This window comes from Alkalihalobacillus sp. MEB130 (genome assembly GCF_032335535.1).
Classification (GTDB): Bacteria; Bacillota; Bacilli; order Bacillales; family Bacillaceae_D; genus Halalkalibacter.
The window spans coordinates 22341-43683 of sequence record NZ_JAOANA010000023.1 but is presented as its reverse complement, the minus strand read 5'-3'; the positions used below and the strand labels follow the sequence as shown (position 1 = coordinate 43683).

At 35.9% G+C, this 21343-nt stretch carries 18 protein-coding genes and 1 pseudogene; 18 read left to right on the top strand and 1 reads right to left on the bottom strand.

What is annotated here, in order from left to right; genetic code table 11:
• Window positions 1-31 precede the first annotated feature (31 nt).
• Window positions 32-1906 carry a transglycosylase domain-containing protein gene (locus N0O92_RS19295; protein WP_315616278.1) on the bottom strand — a complete coding sequence of 625 codons (1875 nt, stop codon included), beginning with the start codon at window positions 1904-1906 and terminating at the stop codon, window positions 32-34.
• A gap of 571 nt (window positions 1907-2477) precedes the next feature.
• Here N0O92_RS19295 and N0O92_RS19290 point away from each other — a divergent pair.
• The 18 genes and pseudogenes from N0O92_RS19290 to N0O92_RS19205 all read left to right on the top strand — a co-directional run bounded on the left by N0O92_RS19290 (window position 2478) and on the right by N0O92_RS19205 (window position 21339).
• Window positions 2478-2627 (top strand): hypothetical protein, encoded by a 150-nt coding sequence (locus N0O92_RS19290; RefSeq protein ID WP_315616277.1) that lies wholly within the window; start codon window positions 2478-2480, stop codon window positions 2625-2627.
• 165 nt (window positions 2628-2792) lie between these two features.
• A complete protein-coding gene (locus tag N0O92_RS19285) occupies window positions 2793-3263 on the top strand; it encodes a VanZ family protein (RefSeq protein ID WP_315616276.1) in 471 nt (156 codons plus the stop codon).
• A 381-nt stretch (window positions 3264-3644) separates the two neighbouring features.
• Window positions 3645-3842, top strand: a complete 198-nt coding sequence (locus tag N0O92_RS19280) for a DUF2281 domain-containing protein (RefSeq protein WP_315616275.1) — start codon at window positions 3645-3647, stop codon at window positions 3840-3842.
• A 5-nt stretch (window positions 3843-3847) separates the two neighbouring features.
• Window positions 3848-4168, top strand: coding sequence for a type II toxin-antitoxin system PemK/MazF family toxin (locus N0O92_RS19275; RefSeq protein WP_315616274.1), 321 nt, complete (start codon window positions 3848-3850; stop codon window positions 4166-4168).
• A gap of 230 nt (window positions 4169-4398) precedes the next feature.
• Window positions 4399-4854, top strand: a complete 456-nt coding sequence (locus N0O92_RS19270; RefSeq protein WP_315616308.1) for a VOC family protein — start codon at window positions 4399-4401, stop codon at window positions 4852-4854.
• A gap of 70 nt (window positions 4855-4924) precedes the next feature.
• Entirely contained in the window at window positions 4925-5467 is a 543-nt protein-coding gene (locus N0O92_RS19265) for a sugar O-acetyltransferase (RefSeq protein WP_315616273.1), read from the top strand.
• Window positions 5468-5572: 105 nt separating this feature from the next.
• Window positions 5573-5734 (top strand): annotated as a pseudogene (locus tag N0O92_RS19260) (DUF6366 family protein); the annotation flags it as partial.
• Between the two features lie 1631 nt (window positions 5735-7365).
• Window positions 7366-9162: a group II intron reverse transcriptase/maturase gene (gene ltrA, locus N0O92_RS19255; RefSeq protein WP_315616272.1), complete on the top strand. Its 1797-nt coding sequence runs from the start codon at window positions 7366-7368 to the stop codon at window positions 9160-9162.
• Window positions 9163-9455: 293 nt separating this feature from the next.
• Window positions 9456-10004 (top strand): GNAT family N-acetyltransferase, encoded by a 549-nt coding sequence (locus N0O92_RS19250; protein ID WP_315616271.1) that lies wholly within the window; start codon window positions 9456-9458, stop codon window positions 10002-10004.
• Between the two features lie 84 nt (window positions 10005-10088).
• Window positions 10089-10751, top strand: coding sequence for a ring-cleaving dioxygenase (locus tag N0O92_RS19245; RefSeq protein WP_315616270.1), 663 nt, complete (start codon window positions 10089-10091; stop codon window positions 10749-10751).
• A 617-nt stretch (window positions 10752-11368) separates the two neighbouring features.
• Window positions 11369-13264, top strand: coding sequence for a PrkA family serine protein kinase (locus N0O92_RS19240; RefSeq protein WP_315616269.1), 1896 nt, complete (start codon window positions 11369-11371; stop codon window positions 13262-13264).
• A 124-nt stretch (window positions 13265-13388) separates the two neighbouring features.
• Window positions 13389-13925 carry a signal peptidase I gene (gene lepB, locus N0O92_RS19235; protein ID WP_315616268.1) on the top strand — a complete coding sequence of 179 codons (537 nt, stop codon included), beginning with the start codon at window positions 13389-13391 and terminating at the stop codon, window positions 13923-13925.
• A 395-nt stretch (window positions 13926-14320) separates the two neighbouring features.
• The gene (locus tag N0O92_RS19230; RefSeq protein ID WP_315616267.1) at window positions 14321-14479 is read left to right on the top strand and encodes an aspartyl-phosphate phosphatase Spo0E family protein; all 159 of its coding nucleotides are present in this window, start codon (window positions 14321-14323) and stop codon (window positions 14477-14479) included.
• 34 nt (window positions 14480-14513) lie between these two features.
• Entirely contained in the window at window positions 14514-15257 is a 744-nt protein-coding gene (locus N0O92_RS19225; RefSeq protein WP_315616266.1) for a hypothetical protein, read from the top strand.
• Between the two features lie 76 nt (window positions 15258-15333).
• On the top strand, window positions 15334-15474 hold the full coding sequence (locus N0O92_RS19220) for a hypothetical protein (RefSeq protein WP_315616265.1): 141 nt from the start codon (window positions 15334-15336) through the stop codon (window positions 15472-15474).
• 387 nt (window positions 15475-15861) lie between these two features.
• On the top strand, window positions 15862-17034 hold the full coding sequence (yhbH, locus tag N0O92_RS19215; protein WP_315616264.1) for a sporulation protein YhbH: 1173 nt from the start codon (window positions 15862-15864) through the stop codon (window positions 17032-17034).
• 414 nt (window positions 17035-17448) lie between these two features.
• Entirely contained in the window at window positions 17449-18918 is a 1470-nt protein-coding gene (locus N0O92_RS19210; RefSeq protein ID WP_315616263.1) for an NCS1 family transporter, read from the top strand.
• Between the two features lie 147 nt (window positions 18919-19065).
• Window positions 19066-21339 carry an MASE3 domain-containing protein gene (locus N0O92_RS19205; RefSeq protein WP_315616262.1) on the top strand — a complete coding sequence of 758 codons (2274 nt, stop codon included), beginning with the start codon at window positions 19066-19068 and terminating at the stop codon, window positions 21337-21339.
• Window positions 21340-21343 lie beyond the last annotated feature (4 nt).

Sequence of the window (21343 nt, the reverse complement as noted above, 5' to 3'; positions counted from 1 at the left end):
TGAGATAGGTCCTTTTCGTTTTACTCTTTATTTAATTCATAAGCTCTTTCCAAATTTGTAAGTGTGGACCTCTATCATTTAAATGAAGAATACTAGAACGTTGATCTTTTCCTACCCATACTCCCGTTGTATATTGATCGTTTAGACCGACAAACCATAAATCATGGTAGTCATTTGTCGTTCCCGTCTTTCCACCAGAATAAGGAGCAGAGATTTGAGCTCTTCTAGCTGTTCCACTCTCTATGACCTCGGATAACAGCTTACGCATTTTGTCATTTGTGTTTTGGCTCCACACATACGTTTCTTGTGTATCCCATGAATACAGGATGTTTCCGTTTGTATCTTTTACACTTCGTATTCCATATGAAGGGCGATAAGAACCATTCGTAGCAAAAGTGGTATAGGCATTTGTTAGCTCTAATGGAGTCATACCGTAAGTAAATCCTCCTAATGCAACAGATAAATTATAATCTCGATCGTCTAAATGAGAAAACGAAAACGGCTCAAGATAGCTAAATGCTGTGTTAATTCCCACTTGATCGAAAATACGAACAGCAGGCGTATTATATGAATGTTTCAATGCGGTCGCTAATGAAACCATTCCATACTCTGACCCACCATAATTCTTTGGACAATATTCTCTCCCGTTTCCTTCATTAAAACAAACATTGCTCGCATTAATGGTGCTTTGAACTGGAACATCATACTCTTCGATGTATGGTGCATAAACAAGCAATGGTTTGATTGCTGAACCGGGTTGTCTTGGGTTTTGATAGCCTCTATGGAAATCAAATTTGCTGTAATCTTTCCCGCCAGTGATTGCAACGATTTCGTTTTCTTGATGGTCAAGGACGACAGCGGATGCTTGTACATCTGATTCAGGTATTTGTCTATGAATGCTTTTTACCGCTAAGTTTTGTAAAAATGGATCTAAAGCTGTTTCGATGTGAATGCCTTGCTGTAACAAGTGTCGGACTCGCTCATCTAACGAGTTCTGAACCGTTTGTTTCGCCTCAGGTGTCGAAGCTTGAGCAAGCTTTTCATGGTAACCTTCACTTTTGGCAACTAGTTCAGTAAATTCATGATGGATATAGGTCACATAATCAGGATGCAAGTCTGTTTTCTTTTTCACATTTAAGACAATTTCCTCTTCAAGAGCTGCTTCATACTCTTCATTCGTTACATAAGAGGCTTCGAGCATTTTTTGTAAAACCCACTGTTGTCTTAGTTTCGTTTGTTCACTATTTCGTAGAGGATCATAATGACTAGGGTTATTAGGTACTGCGCTTAAGAAAGCCACTTCTGCCACTGTTAGACGCTCACTTGGCTTATTAAAATAAAAACGGCTAGCTGCTTCAATCCCATAAACACCATTACTAAAATAGATCGTGTTAATGTAGAGTTCAATAATTTCTTCTTTTGTGTAGTTTTTTTCTAATTCATGAGCATATAAAATTTCACTCATTTTTCTGTTGTATGTTTGCTCATGGGTAAGAAAAAGATTTCGGACAAGTTGTTGTGTGACGGTACTTCCGCCTTCTTCAATGCCAGACTGTCTAGCATTTGATAAAATCGCCCTTCCAATTCCAATCGCATCATAGCCTTTGTGCTCAAAAAAACGTTGGTCTTCTGTTGCTATAAAAGCATCAATGACTACATTCGGTATTTCATTGTATGGTAAGTAAATTCTATTTTCGTCACGGAAGACTTCGCTAATAACATCCCCGTTTCGATCATAGATCAAACTATTTTTAGATAAGGCAATTTCCTCGAGGTTTACATGTTCTTGTAACACGTCTGAGATCGATTTTACCTCTTTCACTTCAGCTGTCACTTCAACCATAAGAAAAATAAAAATAACAAAGGTGAGACCAATCAGTCCCCAACCAGTAATCGATTTTGTCATATTTTACACTCTCATTTCATTTTATTCACTTACTCATTGTACCATCAAAACTTCTTTTTGGGTGTTGGAAACAGAAGGGAGTAGGAGATCTTCTTCTAGGGGGAGAGCTCTGTTAGGGAAGGGGCAGAAGGCAGCGCGTGCTCGGGCGAATCGACGCAAGGGTTAAGCGGAGCGGACTGTGGTTCCTCTATTTTTAAAAAAAGGAGGATTTTGAGCTCTAAGTGGACTGAGAGGACCCTATTTAGCCTATTTTTGCTAAATAACCTCTCATTTTCAGCAAATAAGAGATCCTGTGTCCAATTACACCTCAAATACTACGATTCTTCCCAAATAAGGTCTCTGGTGTCCGCTTTGTACCTTTAAAAGGTAGAGAACAAGTATAAACATGACTAGCCGATTTTTCAGAAGGTATATCTTCTTTCTTTACTCGAAAAAATTATCTTACTAGGTTTTTATGATATATACAAAGTTAGCCGTACATAATAAAGCAATAAGGTTTACTTTAGTAAAATAAGGTATATTATATTTGTTGGATAGATTGTCTTTATAGACAGAAAAGTAGGTGAACAAAGTGGGAAAATATCAATTGGATGCAAAAAGTAAGGTAGCAGTGACAAAGTTTCATGAAAAACAGACGCCTGCCAAATTTGATAAAAAGCAACAACTTGAAAAAATACGTGCGGAGTATTTGAAAAAGAAGCAAAAACAAACAGATAAATAGTATGAATGAAAACATAGGAAGATTAAAATCTCCCTATGTTTTTTCTTATTCGAAGTTCTTTCTTCAGTTGATAATAGAGTCTTATGTTTTTAACGAAGCAGTTAATTAAATATTACTGAATAGTATGATTAATTGAACATACCTTTTATTGAGGAGGGGTGTCGGGTGAAGCTGTTAGTTGTTGCTTTGAAACTAAAGCGGTATGTTATTTTATTAACTTTGTTCTACATTTCTTTGGTGTTGTTTGTTAGCTTTGTAGGAGTTGGTTTATTTTATCCAGATAGACTTGATGGGAGTTATACTGGAGTGTCGCATAATTTTGTCCCTTTCTCTACCATTGGAACTTATCTCCTTAACATTCAGAGTTATAATTTTGGTACTTGGTTTTTTAATACATTTGGCATGGTGATGCTTTTTATCCCAATAGGAATAGTTATTTTACTTCTTTTCCCGAAATTAAAGAACGCCTTATCGTTAGTAGTTATATTGCTATTGAGCCTTACTATTGAAACTGTACAATATGTAACTAAATTAGGTGTGTTTGATGTGGATGATATTATATTAAATACATCAGGTGGCCTTTTAGGAATTTTGATTTTTAGTTTGCTTAAAAAGAGGAAAAGGTACTTCAACTAAAGGGAACGATTTTTTGCAGTCTTTGTTTGATTAGGCATGTGAAATCCCAATATATATAAACTAAAGGGAGTGTTGATTTAACAAGGTCAGCGCGATTCTTGTTGTGCTAAAGGGTGTAAGAATTGAAGGTCGATCTGGATCAGCAGCTCTTTTTCATATTAATTGAATTAAAGGCCAGATTCGTGTCGATGTGTTACCATACATTGTGAGAAATATTTTTCCATTCGAACACAAAAAAAAGGTATAAACAGCGAAGTGAAAAAACCATACTTATTCCTTTCATGTGGACATTAATGGGAGCTTTACTTAAACACCAATGGTTTGAAGTGTCTGAAAATGGTATAATTAGATAAAATATTCATGAAAGAGGTGATGAACATCATGAATAATGCTAAGGAACGATTACTAAAAATTATTGATGAAATTCCAGAGCAAGAAGTCGATAAAATATTAGACTTTGCTGAATATTTAAAGACAAAAAAAGAGAAAAGTTTATCAGAAGATCTAACAAAAGCGAGCGAAAGTAGCATTGATTTTTGGGATAATGATATAGATGATGAGGTTTGGAATGATGCATAAACAAGGTGACATTGTTTTATCCAGTACCATTTAGTGACTTGTCGAATAGAAAACAACGCCCTGTTCTCATTATTTCAAACGATGATTATAATCAGATGACTGATGATATTCTTGTTGTTGCTATTACATCACAATTAAAAAACCTTGATTATTCAGTTGTGATTAAACAAAAAGATTTAGACGAAGGTGCTCTTAAAGTTACTTCGGCAGTGAGAGCAGACAAAGTTTATACACTTTCAAAAGGAATTATAAGAAAAAGATTTGGCAAAGTAAACACAGAAGTATTAAATATTGTTCGAACTACAATAGAAAACTTAATTAACTAATAATTAAAATTTGTATAAATGGGCTGCGGTTAGCAGTCCTTTTTTGTTATCAGATGTTGCTAAAATGCAAACATTGCGAATGTCTTCACTTAAAGGGATCGGTAGCATTTCTGCAATAAAGAAGGAATGCTTCTTTATTAAAAACACAAAGGGAAATCAATGGTAAAATTAGGAAGATGTTGTTAAGCTAAAGGTAAGTAGATTTTAACAAATTTGGAGGTTTCTGAATGATGATAAAGGGGTTATATGAAGCGCATTTACCAGTGAGTGACTTAAAACGTTCGATAGAGTTCTACACTGGTCTTGGGCTTGAACTTGACCATATCGTTGAACATAGATTGGCATTTTTGTGGATTGTAAAAAATGAAAGTTGGTTGGGCTTATGGGAAACGGACAAGGTAGAACTTGAGTATCACCCTTCAATAAGACATATAGCTTTTCAAGTTTCGTTAGAAGGATTAAAAAATTCTGTTAATTGGCTCACCACTAAAGGTTATAAACCTAGAGAGGCTTTTGGATTTGAACCAACTGAACCTTTTGTAATGCCCCACAAGGATTATGCACACGCTAAAATTCATTTTAATGATCCTGATGGAAATAGTTTAGAATTCATCTGTAAAATAGATAATCATAAAGGACTCACAGAACGAATGTATTTAAGTAAGTGGGAGGAATTAAATCAATAAAAATCATAAAAAGGTTACTTGAAGAAAAGGCATTATTTTATTAACTAAATGGATAAGGTGGTCTTTTGATATGAACGGTAAAAATAAAGAAAAAATCTATTATGAACGAGGCACAGACGATCTAAAAAAGAAGAACATCCACGCACACAATCTTATTCAAGCATTTAATAATGCAAATGTTGAGGATGATTTGAAAAAAGAAGAGATTATCAAGAAATTGTTTGGTAGTGTGGGTGACAATCCTAGTATTGAACATAACTTTCATTGTGACTTAGGATATAACATTCATGTAGGGAACAGCTTTTATGCTGGTTATAATTGTACTATTTTAGATATGGCTGAAGTTAGAATTGGTGACAACTGTATGATAGGTCCGAATGTTGGAATTTATACTGCTGGTCATTCAATAGAACCTAAAGGTAGAAATAAAAGTGGATATGCCATACCAATAATCATTGGTAACGATGTGTGGATTGGTGGAAGTTGTGTAATTTTGGCGGGTGTTACGATTGGTGATAATTCAGTCGTTGCCGCTGGTTCTGTTGTTACGAAAGATGTTCCTTCTAATGTGATAGTAGCTGGAAATCCAGCAAAGATATTGAAAAATATTTAAATGTCTTTTTAATTAATGGGGGCGTATCGAGTAAATAAGTGGAGACGCTTTTACACTGCGGGCAAGATTGCTAAATAAGATCTCATACAGAAGGGGATTTTTAAAATGGACAAAGAGAAAGAAACTCCCGAAATAAGAAGAGAAAAGATGAGGCAAGAAGAATTAAAAAATCCATCTAGCAGTATCCACGGTAGTAATCTTGCAGACTTAGTTGGGGGATTAAGTTGGAAAGGTACTGGAATACTTATTCTCGTACTAATTATTGGTGGTGGTTATTTGTTATTAAAATTTAGTTCACCATTGGAGTTTCGTACCATTGCTTCAGATGAAGATTATCAATCAGTTATTATTGGTATTGGTAACGTTGGTTTTCGTGACGTGGTAATTTTAGATGTTTCGGTAAATAATAAGGAAAAGCCTTTAGAAACTAGATTACAAGTTAGTACTGTGTCACAAGGATTTATTATAACCGATGATTACAACGGAGAAGAAGCGAGAGAATATAATTTTACTAATATAGGTGAGGTACCTATAAAAGCAGGCACTTCATCAGAAGATGGAGCTGCTTCAATAGAGGATGAAATATATGCGGTAAGTGTCATTCATCATGAAGAAATCAACAATGTTCATATAGAATATAGTCATTTTGGAATGACCTATAATGAGACTGTGTATGTAAGTGATGGTGTAAAAGAAAAAAATAACACAGCAGTCAAAGATGACGATGTAGTAGCTGTTGTAAAAGGTAAAGAAATTACATTAAAAGATATACGTTCTTTATACTTTGTAGATGACCAAGATATTTCTATAATGGTTGAGAAGTTTGTGCAAGAAGAAATGATGGTATTAGAAGCAAAAAGTACAGGAATTGATGTGTCGGAAGAGCTTAACAGTATGGAATTGTTATTTCCGCTCGGTAACTCAGGAAATGAGGATTTCTTTGAAGTCCAAGCAGATTATTTAGGAATTACTGTTGAAGAATATTATGAAGAATACTTTAAGGAACGTATCGAGCGTGATGCTTATGTGAACCTGTTAATTAACGAAAGACTAGACTTATCAAATTATGGAGTTGATGAGTTAGAGGTAATAGATAAAGAAATTAACAATTTTATTTCTACTCTTTGGGATGAATACGAACAACATATAGAAATCCTATTATAGAAATACTTATTAAGCTAACGGATAGGTGTGACAAGTTCTGTAATAAGCGTCTCTAACGTGAAATACAGGGGATTCACTAGATGAATCCTAACTTTACAAGGGAGAATAGGAATGATGGAACCACGTCTCCAGAAACTATTCCATCAATACTCCTGCGTGCGTTATAACTAACAGGTTATAGGGTTCGAAGCACAGGTAGATTCGGTTGAATGAAGGCTAAAGCCATCTTGACAGAAGGGTATGCTGACAGATAGACCGCATGGCTGAAAAACTAGATATGGTGAGAATCGTTCTAATAGCGAAAAGAACTGACGAACTTCCGAAGGTACGGGTCTAAAGTTAGAACATAGAGGAAACCTATGGCTCTTCTTACGAAGAGGTGAGTGATGTAGAGTAAAAATCTCTCCTATGAAATACATTATACTGAACAATGGCGGTATCACGCTCACAGGCTCAGAGGAAGCACCTACCTCTAGAATGGATAGCTACCTTGTAAGGTACTTGGGAAGCAAGAAACATCGCAAACATGGACTGCTTATCCTAGATGGTTGCTATAAGGCGAAGCCGAAATGCATTTATTCTTGTGAAGGTAGGGGCATGACTGAGGAAACTTCTGTAATGGAAGTGGAGGAACAGCCCCAAGTCTAGTAATATAGAATGATTATTTTCCTAACGTGAATTGCACCGGTCGGGTAAGAATGTGGGAACATCATCTAAGAGAGGATGATGCCACAGTGCAAACGCTAAGATATTGGGATTACTACGATATGACAGATACGTTTTCTGAACTCTATGATAAATCGTCTAGAAAGGAATCATTTTCTCATTTATACGACATTATTATTTCTAGGAAAAACATTCTGCTTGCATACCGAACAATCAAGTCAAATCAAGGGTCAAAGACACCGGGAACAGACAAGAAAACGATTGATGACTTAAAGAAGCTATCAGAAAATGAAGTCGTCAATGAAATTCAAAACAAGTTAAAGAATTATCGCCCTAAAAAAGTAAGAAGGAAATTAATTGAGAAAGAAAATGGTAAGTGGAGACCGCTAGGTATCCCATGTATTATAGATAGAATTATTCAACAATGCTTTAGACAAGTGCTTGAACCAATCATGGAAGCAAGGTTCTACAAACATAGTTATGGTTTTAGACCGTTAAGGTCTACACACCATGCTATGGCAAGAGTACAATTCCTTATTAATCAAGCTCAGCTCCATTATGTGGTGGACATTGATATTAAAGGATTTTTCGATAATATTAATCACAACCTACTAATGAAACAGCTTTGGAATCTAGGAATCAATGACCGACAGGTTTTAGCCTGTATTTCGAAAATGCTAAAAGCTGAAATTGATGGTGAAGGAGTTCCCACAAAAGGCGCACCACAAGGTGGTTTGTTATCCCCATTACTATCAAATGTAGTGCTTAACGACTTAGACCATTGGGTAGCTGAACAGTGGGAGTTCTTCCCTCTTCACAAAGATTATAAGTCCCGTGAAGGTGAACTGTATGCTAAGAAGCGAACGACTTTAAAAGAGGGCTACCTCGTCCGCTATGCGGACGATTTTAAGGTCTTATGCCGTGATTGGAAAACGGCACAGAAATGGTATCATGCCATAAAATTATATTTGAAGCAGCGATTGAAACTAGATATATCGCCAGAAAAATCTCAAGTTATCAACCTAAGAAAAACAGAGTCAGAATTTCTTGGGTTCACTATCCGTGCGAATAAAAAAGGGAACAAGAGAGTAGCGCACACAGGCTTAAAAGAAAACAAAAAGCGTAAAATCAAAGAAACATTAAAAAAATACGTTCGAAAATTAAATGCCTCGCCAACTACTCGAAACGCTTTATTGTTTAACAGTTTTGTCTTAGGCATCCACAACTATTTTAATCGTGCCACCCACGTCTACAATGAGTTCTCACGACTTGCCTACGATGTGCGTCCATTTATATATAACCGCCTTAAATCTGTCGGTAAGTTTGGACATCCTACAAACGCTCCGCCAACCTATAAGAAGTTTTACAGTTTAGGAGCCAAGACATTCAAAATAGCCAGTGTCTACCTCTTCCCGTTAGCCGATGTAAAAACGAAAAATGCTATGAATTTCAGTCAGAGCTTAACACCTTTCACATCAGAAGGAAGAGCGAGAATACACAAGCAATTACGCTTAGATATTCAAAGAGAAATTGCGTTATTGTTGGAATCGAATATTCAAACACGAAGTGTTGAGTATATGGATAATCGTATTAGCCGATATAGTATGAAAATGGGGAAATGTGAAATCACAGGCGTATTTCTACAAGCTCGTGACGTTCACTGTCACCATTACATCCCCATACATCTAGGTGGAGATGACACGTTTAAAAACCTTAGAATTCTGCACAAAGACATACATATGGCAATACACCAAACAGATGAAAGGGCAATACATTCACGATTAAAATGCTTTAATATTACAAAGTCAATGCTAAAGAAGTTGAACACATATCGTGAAAAGTGCGGTTTAAATACAATCATGTGATTTCAATCTATTTAAGTAACAAGGAACTTATAATCTAGTACATATTATTAGATGGCACGCGGAATGATGGGAAACTATCACGTTCCGTGTTGGGCAGGGGAAAAGTTGGAGATAACTTCAAACGCTTACCTATTGCTACCGAATGCTGAACAGGGTATTCTCCTTTCTTTTTGAAGGAAATTGGTATGTTTCTTCAACAACGATATTGCAAGTATAATAAAGGTTTGAAATGATTTTTCTTAAAATTTAAATTAGTTAAGTTTTATAAAAAGAATAAAGGGAGAGAGAAAATTATGTTTCACTTTAAACTTAATGATGATTCCGAATTACGCTTGTTAGAACCGAGGCATGCGGAAAATCTATTTCTCTTAACGAATAAATCAAGGCATTTTCTTAGGGAATGGTTGCCTTGGGTTGATTTTACAAAAGATGTAAGCCATTCAAAAGATTTTATTGTAAGTACATTAAAGCAATTTGGTGATAATAATGGCTTTCAAGCTGGTATTTGGTACAAAGGGGAATTAGCAGGGGTTATTGGCTTACATGGTATAAACTGGGCTAATAAATCTACTTCAATAGGTTATTGGCTAGGTGAAGAATTTCAAGGTAAAGGTTTAATGACCAGTGCTTGTAAATCTGTTATAGATTATTGTTTTAACGAATTGAACTTAAAGAGAGTTGAAATCCGTGCTGCGACTGAAAATCAAAAAAGCCAAGCTATCCCTGAAAGACTAGGCTTTCAAAAAGAAGGTTGTATAAGGAGTTCTGAATTTTTATATGATAGATTCGTTGACCATTATGTATATGGGTTAATAAAAGAAGATTATAATCGAATTACTTAACTAACGGGGCGATAGCATAAATAAGTTCGTATTATAAAAGCTCCATAAACATAAAGGAATTTCATAAAGAGGAGAGAGAAAAAAATGAAATTCACAAAAATTGAGTTATTTACAAATAAATTAAAGGAAATGAAAGGATTTTACAAAGATGTATTAGAGCTTCATATTATTAGTGAGAATACAAACGATTTCTCTGTTAAAATAGGTTCCACATCTCTTATTTTTAAACAATCACAGACAGATTCAGAGCCATTTTATCATTTTGCGATAAACATCCCAGAAAATAAAATGGAAGAAGCAAAGTCTTGGATACAATCAAAATTAGATTTAAATATAGAAAAAGAATCGGATGAAGTCTTCTTTAAAAGCTGGAATGCGCATGCCATTTATTTTGAAGACCCGTCAGGAAACATATTGGAATTTATTGCTCGCCACAATCTGAAAAATGCAGTTGAACATCGTTTTTCTTCAGATGATTTCATCAATATTAGTGAAATAGGAATAGTAGTAGATGAAGTAATCCCATTCGTTAGAAAGTTAAATGAATTAGGGATCCCTAACTGGAGAGATGATAGTGAAGGATTAACACCAGTTGGAGATGAAAATGGTTTATTTATTACAGTAAAAGATGGTCGTAGGTGGTTCTTCTCAAAGAAAGATGCGGAATTTTATCCTTTTGAAGTGACTATTGAGGAGATAGGTGCATGTTCATTTAACAAGCAAGGGAATAAAGTTTCAATAAATTAAAACAGTCATGACATTTGTTCAACTAAAGAAGAGCGATTGTTAAATGTATTATAGTTTTAATAGAAGAGAGGATATGACATTTAACGGTGGGTATTATGGACATAAAATTAAACTGATTCATTCTAGAATAAGCAAATAAAAAAACATGAAAACCGTCTAGTTCATTATGAGCTAGGCATTTTTATTTTTAAACAACAAAAAAACACCAACACCGCAAGTGCGGTGCTTTTTGTTGTTCATTTTCTTTGAAATTGCATTAGATCTTCAAAAAAGAAGACCGCTTTTTTGAAGACAGAGGTGGCAATGGCTCTGCACGGCGTACGCCTTTTAAGAAGGGCACTTAAAAGGCTAAAACCATAACGCCGGCTCCGCACATTGCATTAGATCTTCAAAAAAGAAGACCGCTTTTTTGAAGACAGAGGTGGCAATGGCTTTGCACGGCGTACGCCTTTTAAGAAGGGCACTTAAAAGGCTAAAACCATAACGCCGGCTCCGCACATTGCATTAGATCTTCAAAAAAGAAGACCGCTTTTTTGAAGATCTAATGCATGTTCGTTTTGGTTTTCGCATATGGTTTATTAATCGCGCTCTTGAACACGAGGATGGAGGTACGATACATGAGTATATTAAAAAAGGTTGAACAGTTCAGAGAAGAAGAGGAACGTTTAAGATGGGAAGGAACATTTGCTGACTATTTGGAGTTATTGAAGGAAAAGCCGTGGATTGCACAAACCGCTCACTCCCGTGTTTATAATATGATTAAAGATGCTGGTGTGGAAGAAGTGAACGGGAAAAAGGAGTATTCCTTTTTTAAGGATCAACTTTATGGAGTAGAAGAGTCGCTAGAAAAATTGGTTGAAGAATATTTTCACTCTGCTGCTAAACGACTTGATGTTAGGAAAAGAATCCTTCTTTTAATGGGTCCCGTTAGTGGAGGGAAATCTACATTAGTTACCATGTTAAAACGTGGTTTAGAGCAATATTCAAAGACAGACAAGGGCGCGGTGTTTGCGATTAAAGGTTGTCCAATGCATGAAGATCCACTTCATTTAATCCCTACTCATTTAAGAAAAGACTTCCAAGAGGAATATGGCATTAAAATAGAAGGAAATCTTTCTCCGTTAAATATGATGCGTGTAGAAGAGGAATATGGTGGCCGGATCGAGGATGTCATAGTTGAGCGAATTTTCTTCTCTGAAGATAAACGTACGGGTATTGGTACATTCAGTCCGTCCGATCCGAAGTCTCAAGATATTGCCGATCTAACAGGTAGTATTGACTTTTCAACGATCGCTGAATACGGCTCTGAATCTGATCCGAGGGCGTATCGTTTTGATGGTGAGCTGAATAAAGCGAACCGAGGAATGATGGAGTTTCAAGAGATGTTAAAATGTGATGAGAAATTTTTATGGCATTTGCTTTCCTTAACTCAAGAAGGAAACTTTAAAGCGGGTCGATTTGCTTTGATTAGTGCGGATGAACTCATTGTGGCTCATACAAATGAATCCGAGTACAAATCGTTCATCTCTAACAAAAAGAACGAAGCATTACATTCTCGTATCATTGTTATGAAAGTTCCATATAACTTAAAAGTTAGTGAAGAAGAAAGAATTTATAAGAAAATGATTCAAGATAGTGACTTAGCGCATGTGCATATAGCTCCACATGCTTTAAAAGTAGCTGCAATTTTCACAATATTAACAAGATTAAAAGAACCAACTAAACAAGGCGTTGACTTGTTGAAGAAAATGCGTTTGTATGACGGGGAAAGTGTGGAAGGCTTTAATTCTCAAGATTTAGAAGAACTTAAACAGGAAGATCCAGATGAGGGCATGAGCGGGATTGACCCTCGTTATGTGATTAACCGTATTTCATCAGCCATTATTCGTAAGCAGTTAACATCCATTAATGCACTAGACGTTTTACGTTCGATTAAAGAAGGGTTGAGTGAACACGCTTCTATTTCAAAAGAAGACCGTGAACGTTACATGGACTTTATTGCAATAGCTAGAAAAGAATATGATGCCATTGCAAAGAAAGAAGTTCAGAAGGCATTTGTTTATTCGTATGATGAGTCGGCTAAAACATTAATGGATAACTACCTGGATAATGTTGAGGCGTATTGCAATAAAAATAAACTTCGCGACCCTCTTACTGGTGAAGAGATGACACCAGATGAAAAGCTAATGCGTTCAATTGAAGAGCAAATTGGAATTTCAGAAAATGCGAAAAAAGCATTTAGAGAAGAGATTTTAATTCGTATTTCTGCCTACGCTCGTAAAGGGAAGAAATTCGATTACAACTCTCATGAACGTTTGCGTGAAGCGATCCAAAAGAAATTATTTGCTGATCTAAAAGACATTGTGAAAATCACGACGTCGACGAAAACACCTGATGAGTCTCAACTTAAAAAGGTAAATGAGGTTATTGCTAGATTAATTGATGAACATGGGTATAATTCTGTTTCAGCAAATGAACTGCTTCGCTACGTAGGAAGTTTGTTAAACAGATAATGTAGGATGAAAGAAGTCTTCAATCGTGAAGGCTTCTTTTCTTTATATTCATCTAGCACACTTACTCTTGTAGCGATGGCAAAACTTTGGTAAATTTAAGAAAAGAGCTAGCGGAGGAAAAGCTGTGGAAACTAGAAGCAATGAGTGGCTGGAATGGGGAAAGGCGTTTTTTATCGCAATTGTATTTGCTATCATCATTCGCACGTTTGTGTTTACGAGTTATGAAGTCCAAGGAGAGTCCATGTCTCCAAGTGTTTATGATGGCGAACGTTTTATTGTTAACAAGCTTGGTTATGGCTTTACGGAACCAAACCGATTTGATTTAATTGTTTTTCATGCAAATGAAGATGAAGATTATATAAAACGCATTATAGGACTGCCAGGAGATGTGGTCTCTTACCGTGAGGATGTTCTTTATATTAATGACGTTGCTGTTCAAGAGCCCTTTTTAGAACAACGGCTTGCAGAGCACAAATGGGGCTCCTATACAAATGACTTCGTCGTTCCCGAAGTAGTACCTGAAGGTCATGTTTTTGTATTAGGGGATAACCGTCCCAATAGCCTAGACAGCCGTCGTCTAGGGTTTATTGAAATTGAGCAAATTGTTGGCAAAGTGGATGTACGTTTTTGGCCTATTACAGAAGCTGGTATATTGCGGTAAATATCACGAGTTTGGCTTTGAGTTAGGTTAGAAAAATGAAAAAAGCAGACTAATTTAGTTGAAGATATAATTAAAATTCAATATACAAGACATGGTCCAGTTCATATACTGGTCCTATTTTTTTTATACAAAAAGGTTACTTTAGCATACTTTGTTGTTTTTATGGGGTACGTTTTTCACCTTTTTTAGTGGCCTTCCTTTTCATCCGCAGGAGATGATTGAATTCGGCTCATTATGTAAAAATGAAACTTCATCTAAACAAGTAGGAACACATTCCTAATCGTAGCAATTAATATAATCGTTAGCGTAGAAAAATAAGAATGTTTGGTGATATACGATCGTTCAAATATTTAGGAGAATAAAAGTACAGAAGATATATAAAAGGAAGTGAGCCAATGATTGAGTTTTTTACAGATGAAAAAGATGTAGAAATTGAATTAACGAGACATTACATGATCGAGGTAGGTCTAGAATATGGCCTAACACACCCATACACGATTGAAATTAGTAAAAAGTTAGATGAATTATTAAATAATTTTTCTTGGATTAAATAAGAGTAGTGGCATTACTTAATAGAGGAGGATTATAGTGGAAGTTTTATCAAAAACGACGTTACTACAATGGATGATTCTTCATTCATTGTCTAGAGAAGAATTAGATAGTGAAACGATAACGAGTCGAATAGCTGAAGAATTTAGTTTATATACAGGTACGGCTACGTTGAGAACAAAAGTAAATAACTTATTAATTTCCTTAGTAGCGAAACACTTTGCATCAAAGTTTGTTTATGGTCGTCTACAACTTTATAAAATCACTTCTAAAGGCAAGCAGGCTCTAACCTTACCTATAGCAAAATGGAAGGAGGCCATTCATACACAACTTACTTGTTTAGAAAAAATGTTAGAAGCTTGTTATAAGCAAAAAACGCTACATGGATTCCTTCAACCACCTTATGATCAAACAAAGTTATTAACTCAAAGTATGCATCCTAAATCAGTATTCTCCTACTTATCGCTCGTTGAGTTGGATCAACTAAGTCAAGAATCTGATTCAGCTAAACACTATATTTCTATTGTACAACTACAGAGGGTCATACAAAAACGGTATGGTTGGTCTTGTTCAAGTACTACATTTATCACTTATATAACTAGACTCGTTGAAAAAGGATATCTACATCTAAGTTTCGGATCAGAACAGAACGGTAATAAAGTCAGGATGGTTTCAATAAGAGAGGATGGAAGAAGAGCAATTGAAATCTACTCAGTTAAAGCTCATGGACAAATTATTGAAACTAAATGTATGTTAAAGGAGATTCAGAATATTTTTGCTTAGAAAGAAAAAAGCAGGTTAGTAGTACTTAAACATAAGAAGGATCTCCCTATACTTTTTGGAATGGTGGTGAAGCAAGATGGTGCATAGTAGAAGAGAGGAACAAGATTTACCAAAAGAATGGGTACCATTAGTTAAAGAAGCAATCCAATCTAAAGTATCTACAGATGATTTCAAGAAATTTTTACAAAATTACGCTAAAAACAATTCAAATAAGTAAAGTGGATTAGCTTACAGACTTAAACGTCATGGGGGCTTGGCTCTCCCTATTAAGGAGAAAATAATAAAAAAGAAGGCAGCAGCCCCGCGTATTGCTAAGGAGCACTGAAAAGGTAAACATCAACCTTTTTCAGTGCTCTTTTTGCTTAGGTAAATGTCTATTTTTTGCTTGTCCAATATGATAAAAAGAAGATTTGTCAGAATTTATTAGCAACTCTCTCCCCTGTCTGCATAGGATAAAGTAAGCCATTTTATTACAGGCCCCATAATCTAATGCGACTCGAGACCATAATATGCACAAACAGAGAAAAGTGTGAAAAGTAAAATGAATTGGCTTTTTTCATGCCTATGTAGACTAACTGATAAGAATACAAAGGGAGGGGAACACATGACGAAAAACAATCAACGTCAATTTGTCGTGTCACAAGAAAACTGGTCGCTTCATCGAAAAGGGTACCAGGACCAAAGACGCCATCAAGAAAAAGTACAAGAAGCCATTAAAAAGAATTTACCTGATCTTGTTAGTGAAGAAAACATTGTCATGTCAAACGGTCGAGATGTGATTCGTATTCCGATCCGTTCTCTCGATGAATACAAGATTCGTTATAATTATGATAAAAATAAACATGTCGGCCAAGGTGATGGAGATAGTAAAGTTGGCGATGTCGTAGCAAAAGATCCAAATGCTCAGAAACAACAAGGACCCGGTAAAGGAAAAGGGCCTGGTGATCAAGCGGGAGAAGATTATTCGGAAGCGGAAGTTTCGATTATGGAATTGCAAGAGATGCTTTTTTCGGAGTTAGAGTTGCCTAATTTACAAAAGAAAGAAGAAGATGAAATTGTTATTGAAGATATTGACTTCAACGACATTCGCAAAAAAGGGCTAATGGGTAACATTGATAAACGGAGAACTATTCTTTCGGCAATCAAAAGAAATGCCCTTGAAGGTAGACCTGGTCTAAACCCTATTTATAATGATGATCTTCGCTTTAAAACATGGAATGAAGTGACAAAGCCTGAATCAAAGGCAGTCGTCATTGCGATGATGGATACGAGTGGAAGTATGGGACGCTGGGAAAAATATATGGCACGAAGCTTTTTCTTTTGGATGACTCGTTTTTTGAGAACCAAATATGAGACAGTGGATATTGAATTCATTGCTCATCATACGGAAGCGAAAATTGTTTCAGAAGAAGATTTCTTTTCAAAAGGAGAAAGTGGAGGGACGATTTGTTCATCTGCTTATCGAAAAGCATTAGAAGTCATTGATAGCAAATACGATCCAAAGAGGTACAATATTTATCCATTCCATTTTTCAGATGGAGACAATCTTACTTCAGACAATGCACGCTGCTTGAAATTAGTTGAAAAGTTAATGGATGTCTCAAGTATGTTTGGGTATGGTGAAGTAAATCAATATAGTCGTCACTCAACACTCATGAGCGCATACAAAAACATTGATGATATTCGCTTCCGTCATCACATTTTAAAAGAAAAAGGGGATGTCTATCATGCAATGAAGACATTCTTTAAAAAAGAAGAAGAGGAAGCTATGGCGTAATTCATAACAAATGGAACCCGCTAGAGAAAGAATCCGAATGATTCTTTCTCTAGCGGGTTATTTTGTTTGATTGAGCGTTTTTAGAATATGCCTGAATGAAGCTTTTTCCTCTGCCTTCCACTTAGCTGTTAATAATCTCAGCCTAACAATAATTTCTGTAAGATTAGATCACAATTTATGACCACAAAAATCAAATTGGTGGCAGAATGAAAGAAGAAAAGAGATAGTGGTAAGTTAGCCATAGTGTAGGACCCGTTTCAGTAACATGTAACAAAGTGTTGTATGTTTCCTTGTTCTTAGGTGTTAGTACGGACGCAATAGTTTGAATAATATCTATATTCTGTCTTTGTGTGGAGGGTTGTTTTAGTTAGAGCACTTTTTACGTCTTATAAAACTGGAAAGGGGTTGTTCTGTATGAGTAACAAGAGCCAATTTTTAAAGTCACCCGATCTTCTTCCTATTACGCAAAGTGGAAAAAAGGTGAACTCATTAGGTTTTGCATTTATTTGGGTGGGGATGGCTGTTGTGTTGGCAGCCTTTGCTATCGGTGGTTCAGGAGTGGCCAGTCTGTCATTAGGGTGGGTTGTTCTAGCAACCGTAATTGGATGTGTAGTGTTAGGGTTGCTCATGACACTAACGGGGGATATAGGCGTGGAGCATGGACTATCTTTTCCTGTTTATATGAGAGCCCCATTTGGAACAGTTGGAACGCATATTCCTTCTGTTGTCCGTGGGATCGTAGCGTCTTGTTGGTTTGGGGTTAACACCTTTTTTGGAGCAACAGCAATGAACGCTATTTTAGCAACACTAACGAGCTTTGATAATTGGTTTGTCTGTTTTCTCATTTTTGCCGGCTTGCAAGTGCTAAATACGGCTTTAGGAATCAAAGCAGTTGAACGTTTTGCCGATTTAGCTGCACCGATCATTATCATTATCTCAGGATGGATGTATATGACTCTTTCTGATCAAGCATTGCAAAATGGACGCGAAGTTTGGTCTTGGGTAGAAAATCCTGTAACAGGGGGAGCCGCTTTTACAGCTTTTATGGTTGTAATTATGGCTAACATGGGGTTTTGGGGGACACTTGCTTCTGATATGCCGTCGATATCAAGATTTGTAAAAGCACCGAAATTCGAGAGAAATTGGTTTAAACGCAACAAAGCACAAGTAGCTGGCAATTTAATTGCTTATCCTATTGTTCAAACGTTTATGGTCATCATTGGAGCTGTTTCCTATATTGCTGTTTCTAATTATGATCCTGTTGTCGCTTTGCAACAATCGGCAAGTGGCGTCGTTCTTGGAATTCTTCTATTAATGATTGTGTTAGCCCAATGGTCAACTAATATTTCCGCAAATTTAATTCCTGCCGCTGTTGTATTTTCCAATATAGGCGGGCCGAAAGTTCCGTTTTATATCGGAGTCATTGCAGCCGGTGTGATTGGGATTGCAGTTCAACCTTGGAGTTTATTTGGAATTATCATTGATATGTTGTTAATTATTGGAGCCATTCTATCGGCTGTTGTTGGAATTTTAATAGCGGATTATTACTTACTGCGAAAACGTAGAGTAAATGTACCAGATCTGTATGAAAGTGAAGGACAATATAAATATGCAAATGGAATAAACTGGGCTGGTTTCTTGTCATGGATTATTGGTGGGGGGATCGCCTTATTCTTCCCTACGTATTCGTTTTTAGTTGGTTTCTTCCTAGGAGGAGTAAGCTACTATATATTAGCGAAATATTGGTGGTTTCCAAAATATGAACAAGCTGAAATCGTAGATCCAAGTGATGAGAAGTACTTAGGTATTACGGTAGGAAAAGATTGGGAAATTGAAGTAGAAACAAAGGCAGAAGAAGAAATTGCAGCTGCTGTGGCAAAATAAATTAGACGAAGACCTCAAACAGGAAAACTGTTCGAGGTCTTTCTTATTATGCAATAAGGAAGGATAGGGTAATTTAGCCTAAGAGACTAGTGGGAAATAATGATATAATAAAGTGAAACATGTCTTTAGGAGGAGGTGACTAATAAAGTGCAAATTCAGAAAAGTGAAAGAAATACGATCATCTTGGGGGCTATAGGGCTTTGTGTGTTTCTAGTGATTTTCTTTCAAGCAGTCCAAACCAATATGTATCAATTTTCGAATCACTTGTTTTTCCATACTTTATTAGAGTTAGCTAGTATTGCTATTTCATTGTCTATTTTTATTTATGGGTGGTTAACTTATCCTATTTCAAGGTCAAGGCTATTGTTGAGCGTATCTTTAACGTTTTTAGCCGTAGCTATTTTTGATATTATTCATACGTTTTCTTATCCAGGAATGCCTTTTTCTATTTCTGAACATTCTCAAACAACAGCGTGGTTTTGGATTATTGCGCGTCTAACCGAAGCTCTCATCTTATTAACGGTTTTAAGCGTCTGGAATATTGATTCGAAAGTGAAACATAAGTTGGAAACGCTTCTATGGTTTGGTGGATTTAGTGTTGTAACGATTGTATTGTCTCTATCTTTTCTAAGCTTTCCGGAGCAACTTCCTATTTTATTAGTAGAAACGGGACCAACTAGTCTGAAAAATGGACTAGAATACGTTATTGCCATTATTCATGTGATTGTGATTTATTTTTTATGGTCTAAATATAAAAGAAACAAAAATCAATTTTATCTTAATCTTATAAGAGCCTGTTATTTTTTAATTTTATGTGGACTAACCATTACGTTATTTGCCACGATTTATGATGTTACCGTGATTGTGGGACATATTTTCAAAGTGATCGGCTACTTTTTTATTATGAAAGCATTTTATTATTCAACTATACAAGTTCCTCTTCTCGATAAAAAACAAACCGAAGATAAACTTCTAGATGTGGAAAGTGAACTGGAGCTTCTATTTAAAAATACCGAGGATGCCATTTTTATTTATGAATTGAATACGAAAAAAATCATTCGAAGAAATCCTGCTTTTACCAAAATGTTTGGGGATGGTAGTGAAAAAGTGGATACAGTGGATTCTTTAATTCCATTACAAAAGAAAGAAGAATTCGAACAGTTGATTACAAAATTAAAGCAAGGTCAATCGATTGTTGATTTTAAAACGGTTCGCCAGCGTCAAGATCATAGTCTACTAGATGTGAGTATGACGGTTTCTCCTATGAAAAGTAATAATAATGAAGTTCTCTGTGCCGCTATTATTCGTGACGTTTCTAAACAAATAGAGGCAGAGCAGGAACTGAAACGAACGAAAAGAGAATTTCAGGAGATTATCGAACAATACCAAGGAGTTATTTTTAAATTCAAGAAAGAAAAAGGGAGATTCGTTTATACATTATTGAATGGGAAAATTATTCATGAGAAAGGAAAACTTCCTGAACTGTTGATCGGACTGCCAGTGGAGGAAATGTACGATACAAAACAAGAAAGCTTGTTGGATATGTATAATGAGAGGGCTTGGCAAGGAGAAGAGGTTGAATTTCAATTTGAAGATACAAAGGGAGCTAGTTTTCTTGCTTCATTAAAGCCGATTATAGGTGAAAAAGGCCAAATTGTTGAAGTTATGGGAACTGCTGTTGATATAACAAAGTTAATTAAAACAGAAGAGTTGCTAAGGAGAACGGAGAAGCTTTCGGTAGTAGGGGAGCTTGCAGCCGGTTTTGCACATGAAATTAGAAATCCTCTCACAACACTTAAAGGGTTTTTACAATTAATTAAGATGGAAGCAGATAGCAAAAATAAAGAATATGTTTCGATCATGCTAAATGAAATTGATCGTTTAGAAATGATTACAAATGAGTTTATGGTTGTCGCCAAACCTCAAGTAGCAAAGTATGAAATGGGAAATATTGAACAGATCATTGAAAACGTTATTTTATTTTTGCAACCGCAAGCCATTTTAAATAGTATAGAAATGAAAACGGTGATAGAGGGACCTAGCAAGGAGATTTATTGCGATAAACATCAACTGAGACAAGTGTTTATTAATATGTACAAAAACGCAATGGAAGCCATGCCAAATGGTGGAATGATCGTAACGAAATTGACGATGTACGAAGAGTATGTGTCGATAGAGATTATCGACGAAGGAAGCGGTATTCCTGAAGACTTAATTCCTAAATTAGGTGAACCGTTTTATACGTTGAAAGAAAAAGGGACAGGACTTGGTCTCATGGTAAGCAAAAAAATAATTGAGTCTCATCAAGGTACATTACAAGTTGAGAGTAGAATCAATGTAGGGACAACGATGAAGATCGAGCTACCAGTGACGTTTAAGAAAGAAGAAAGTTCAAATTTGGCTATAAAAGAATATAACTAGGAGG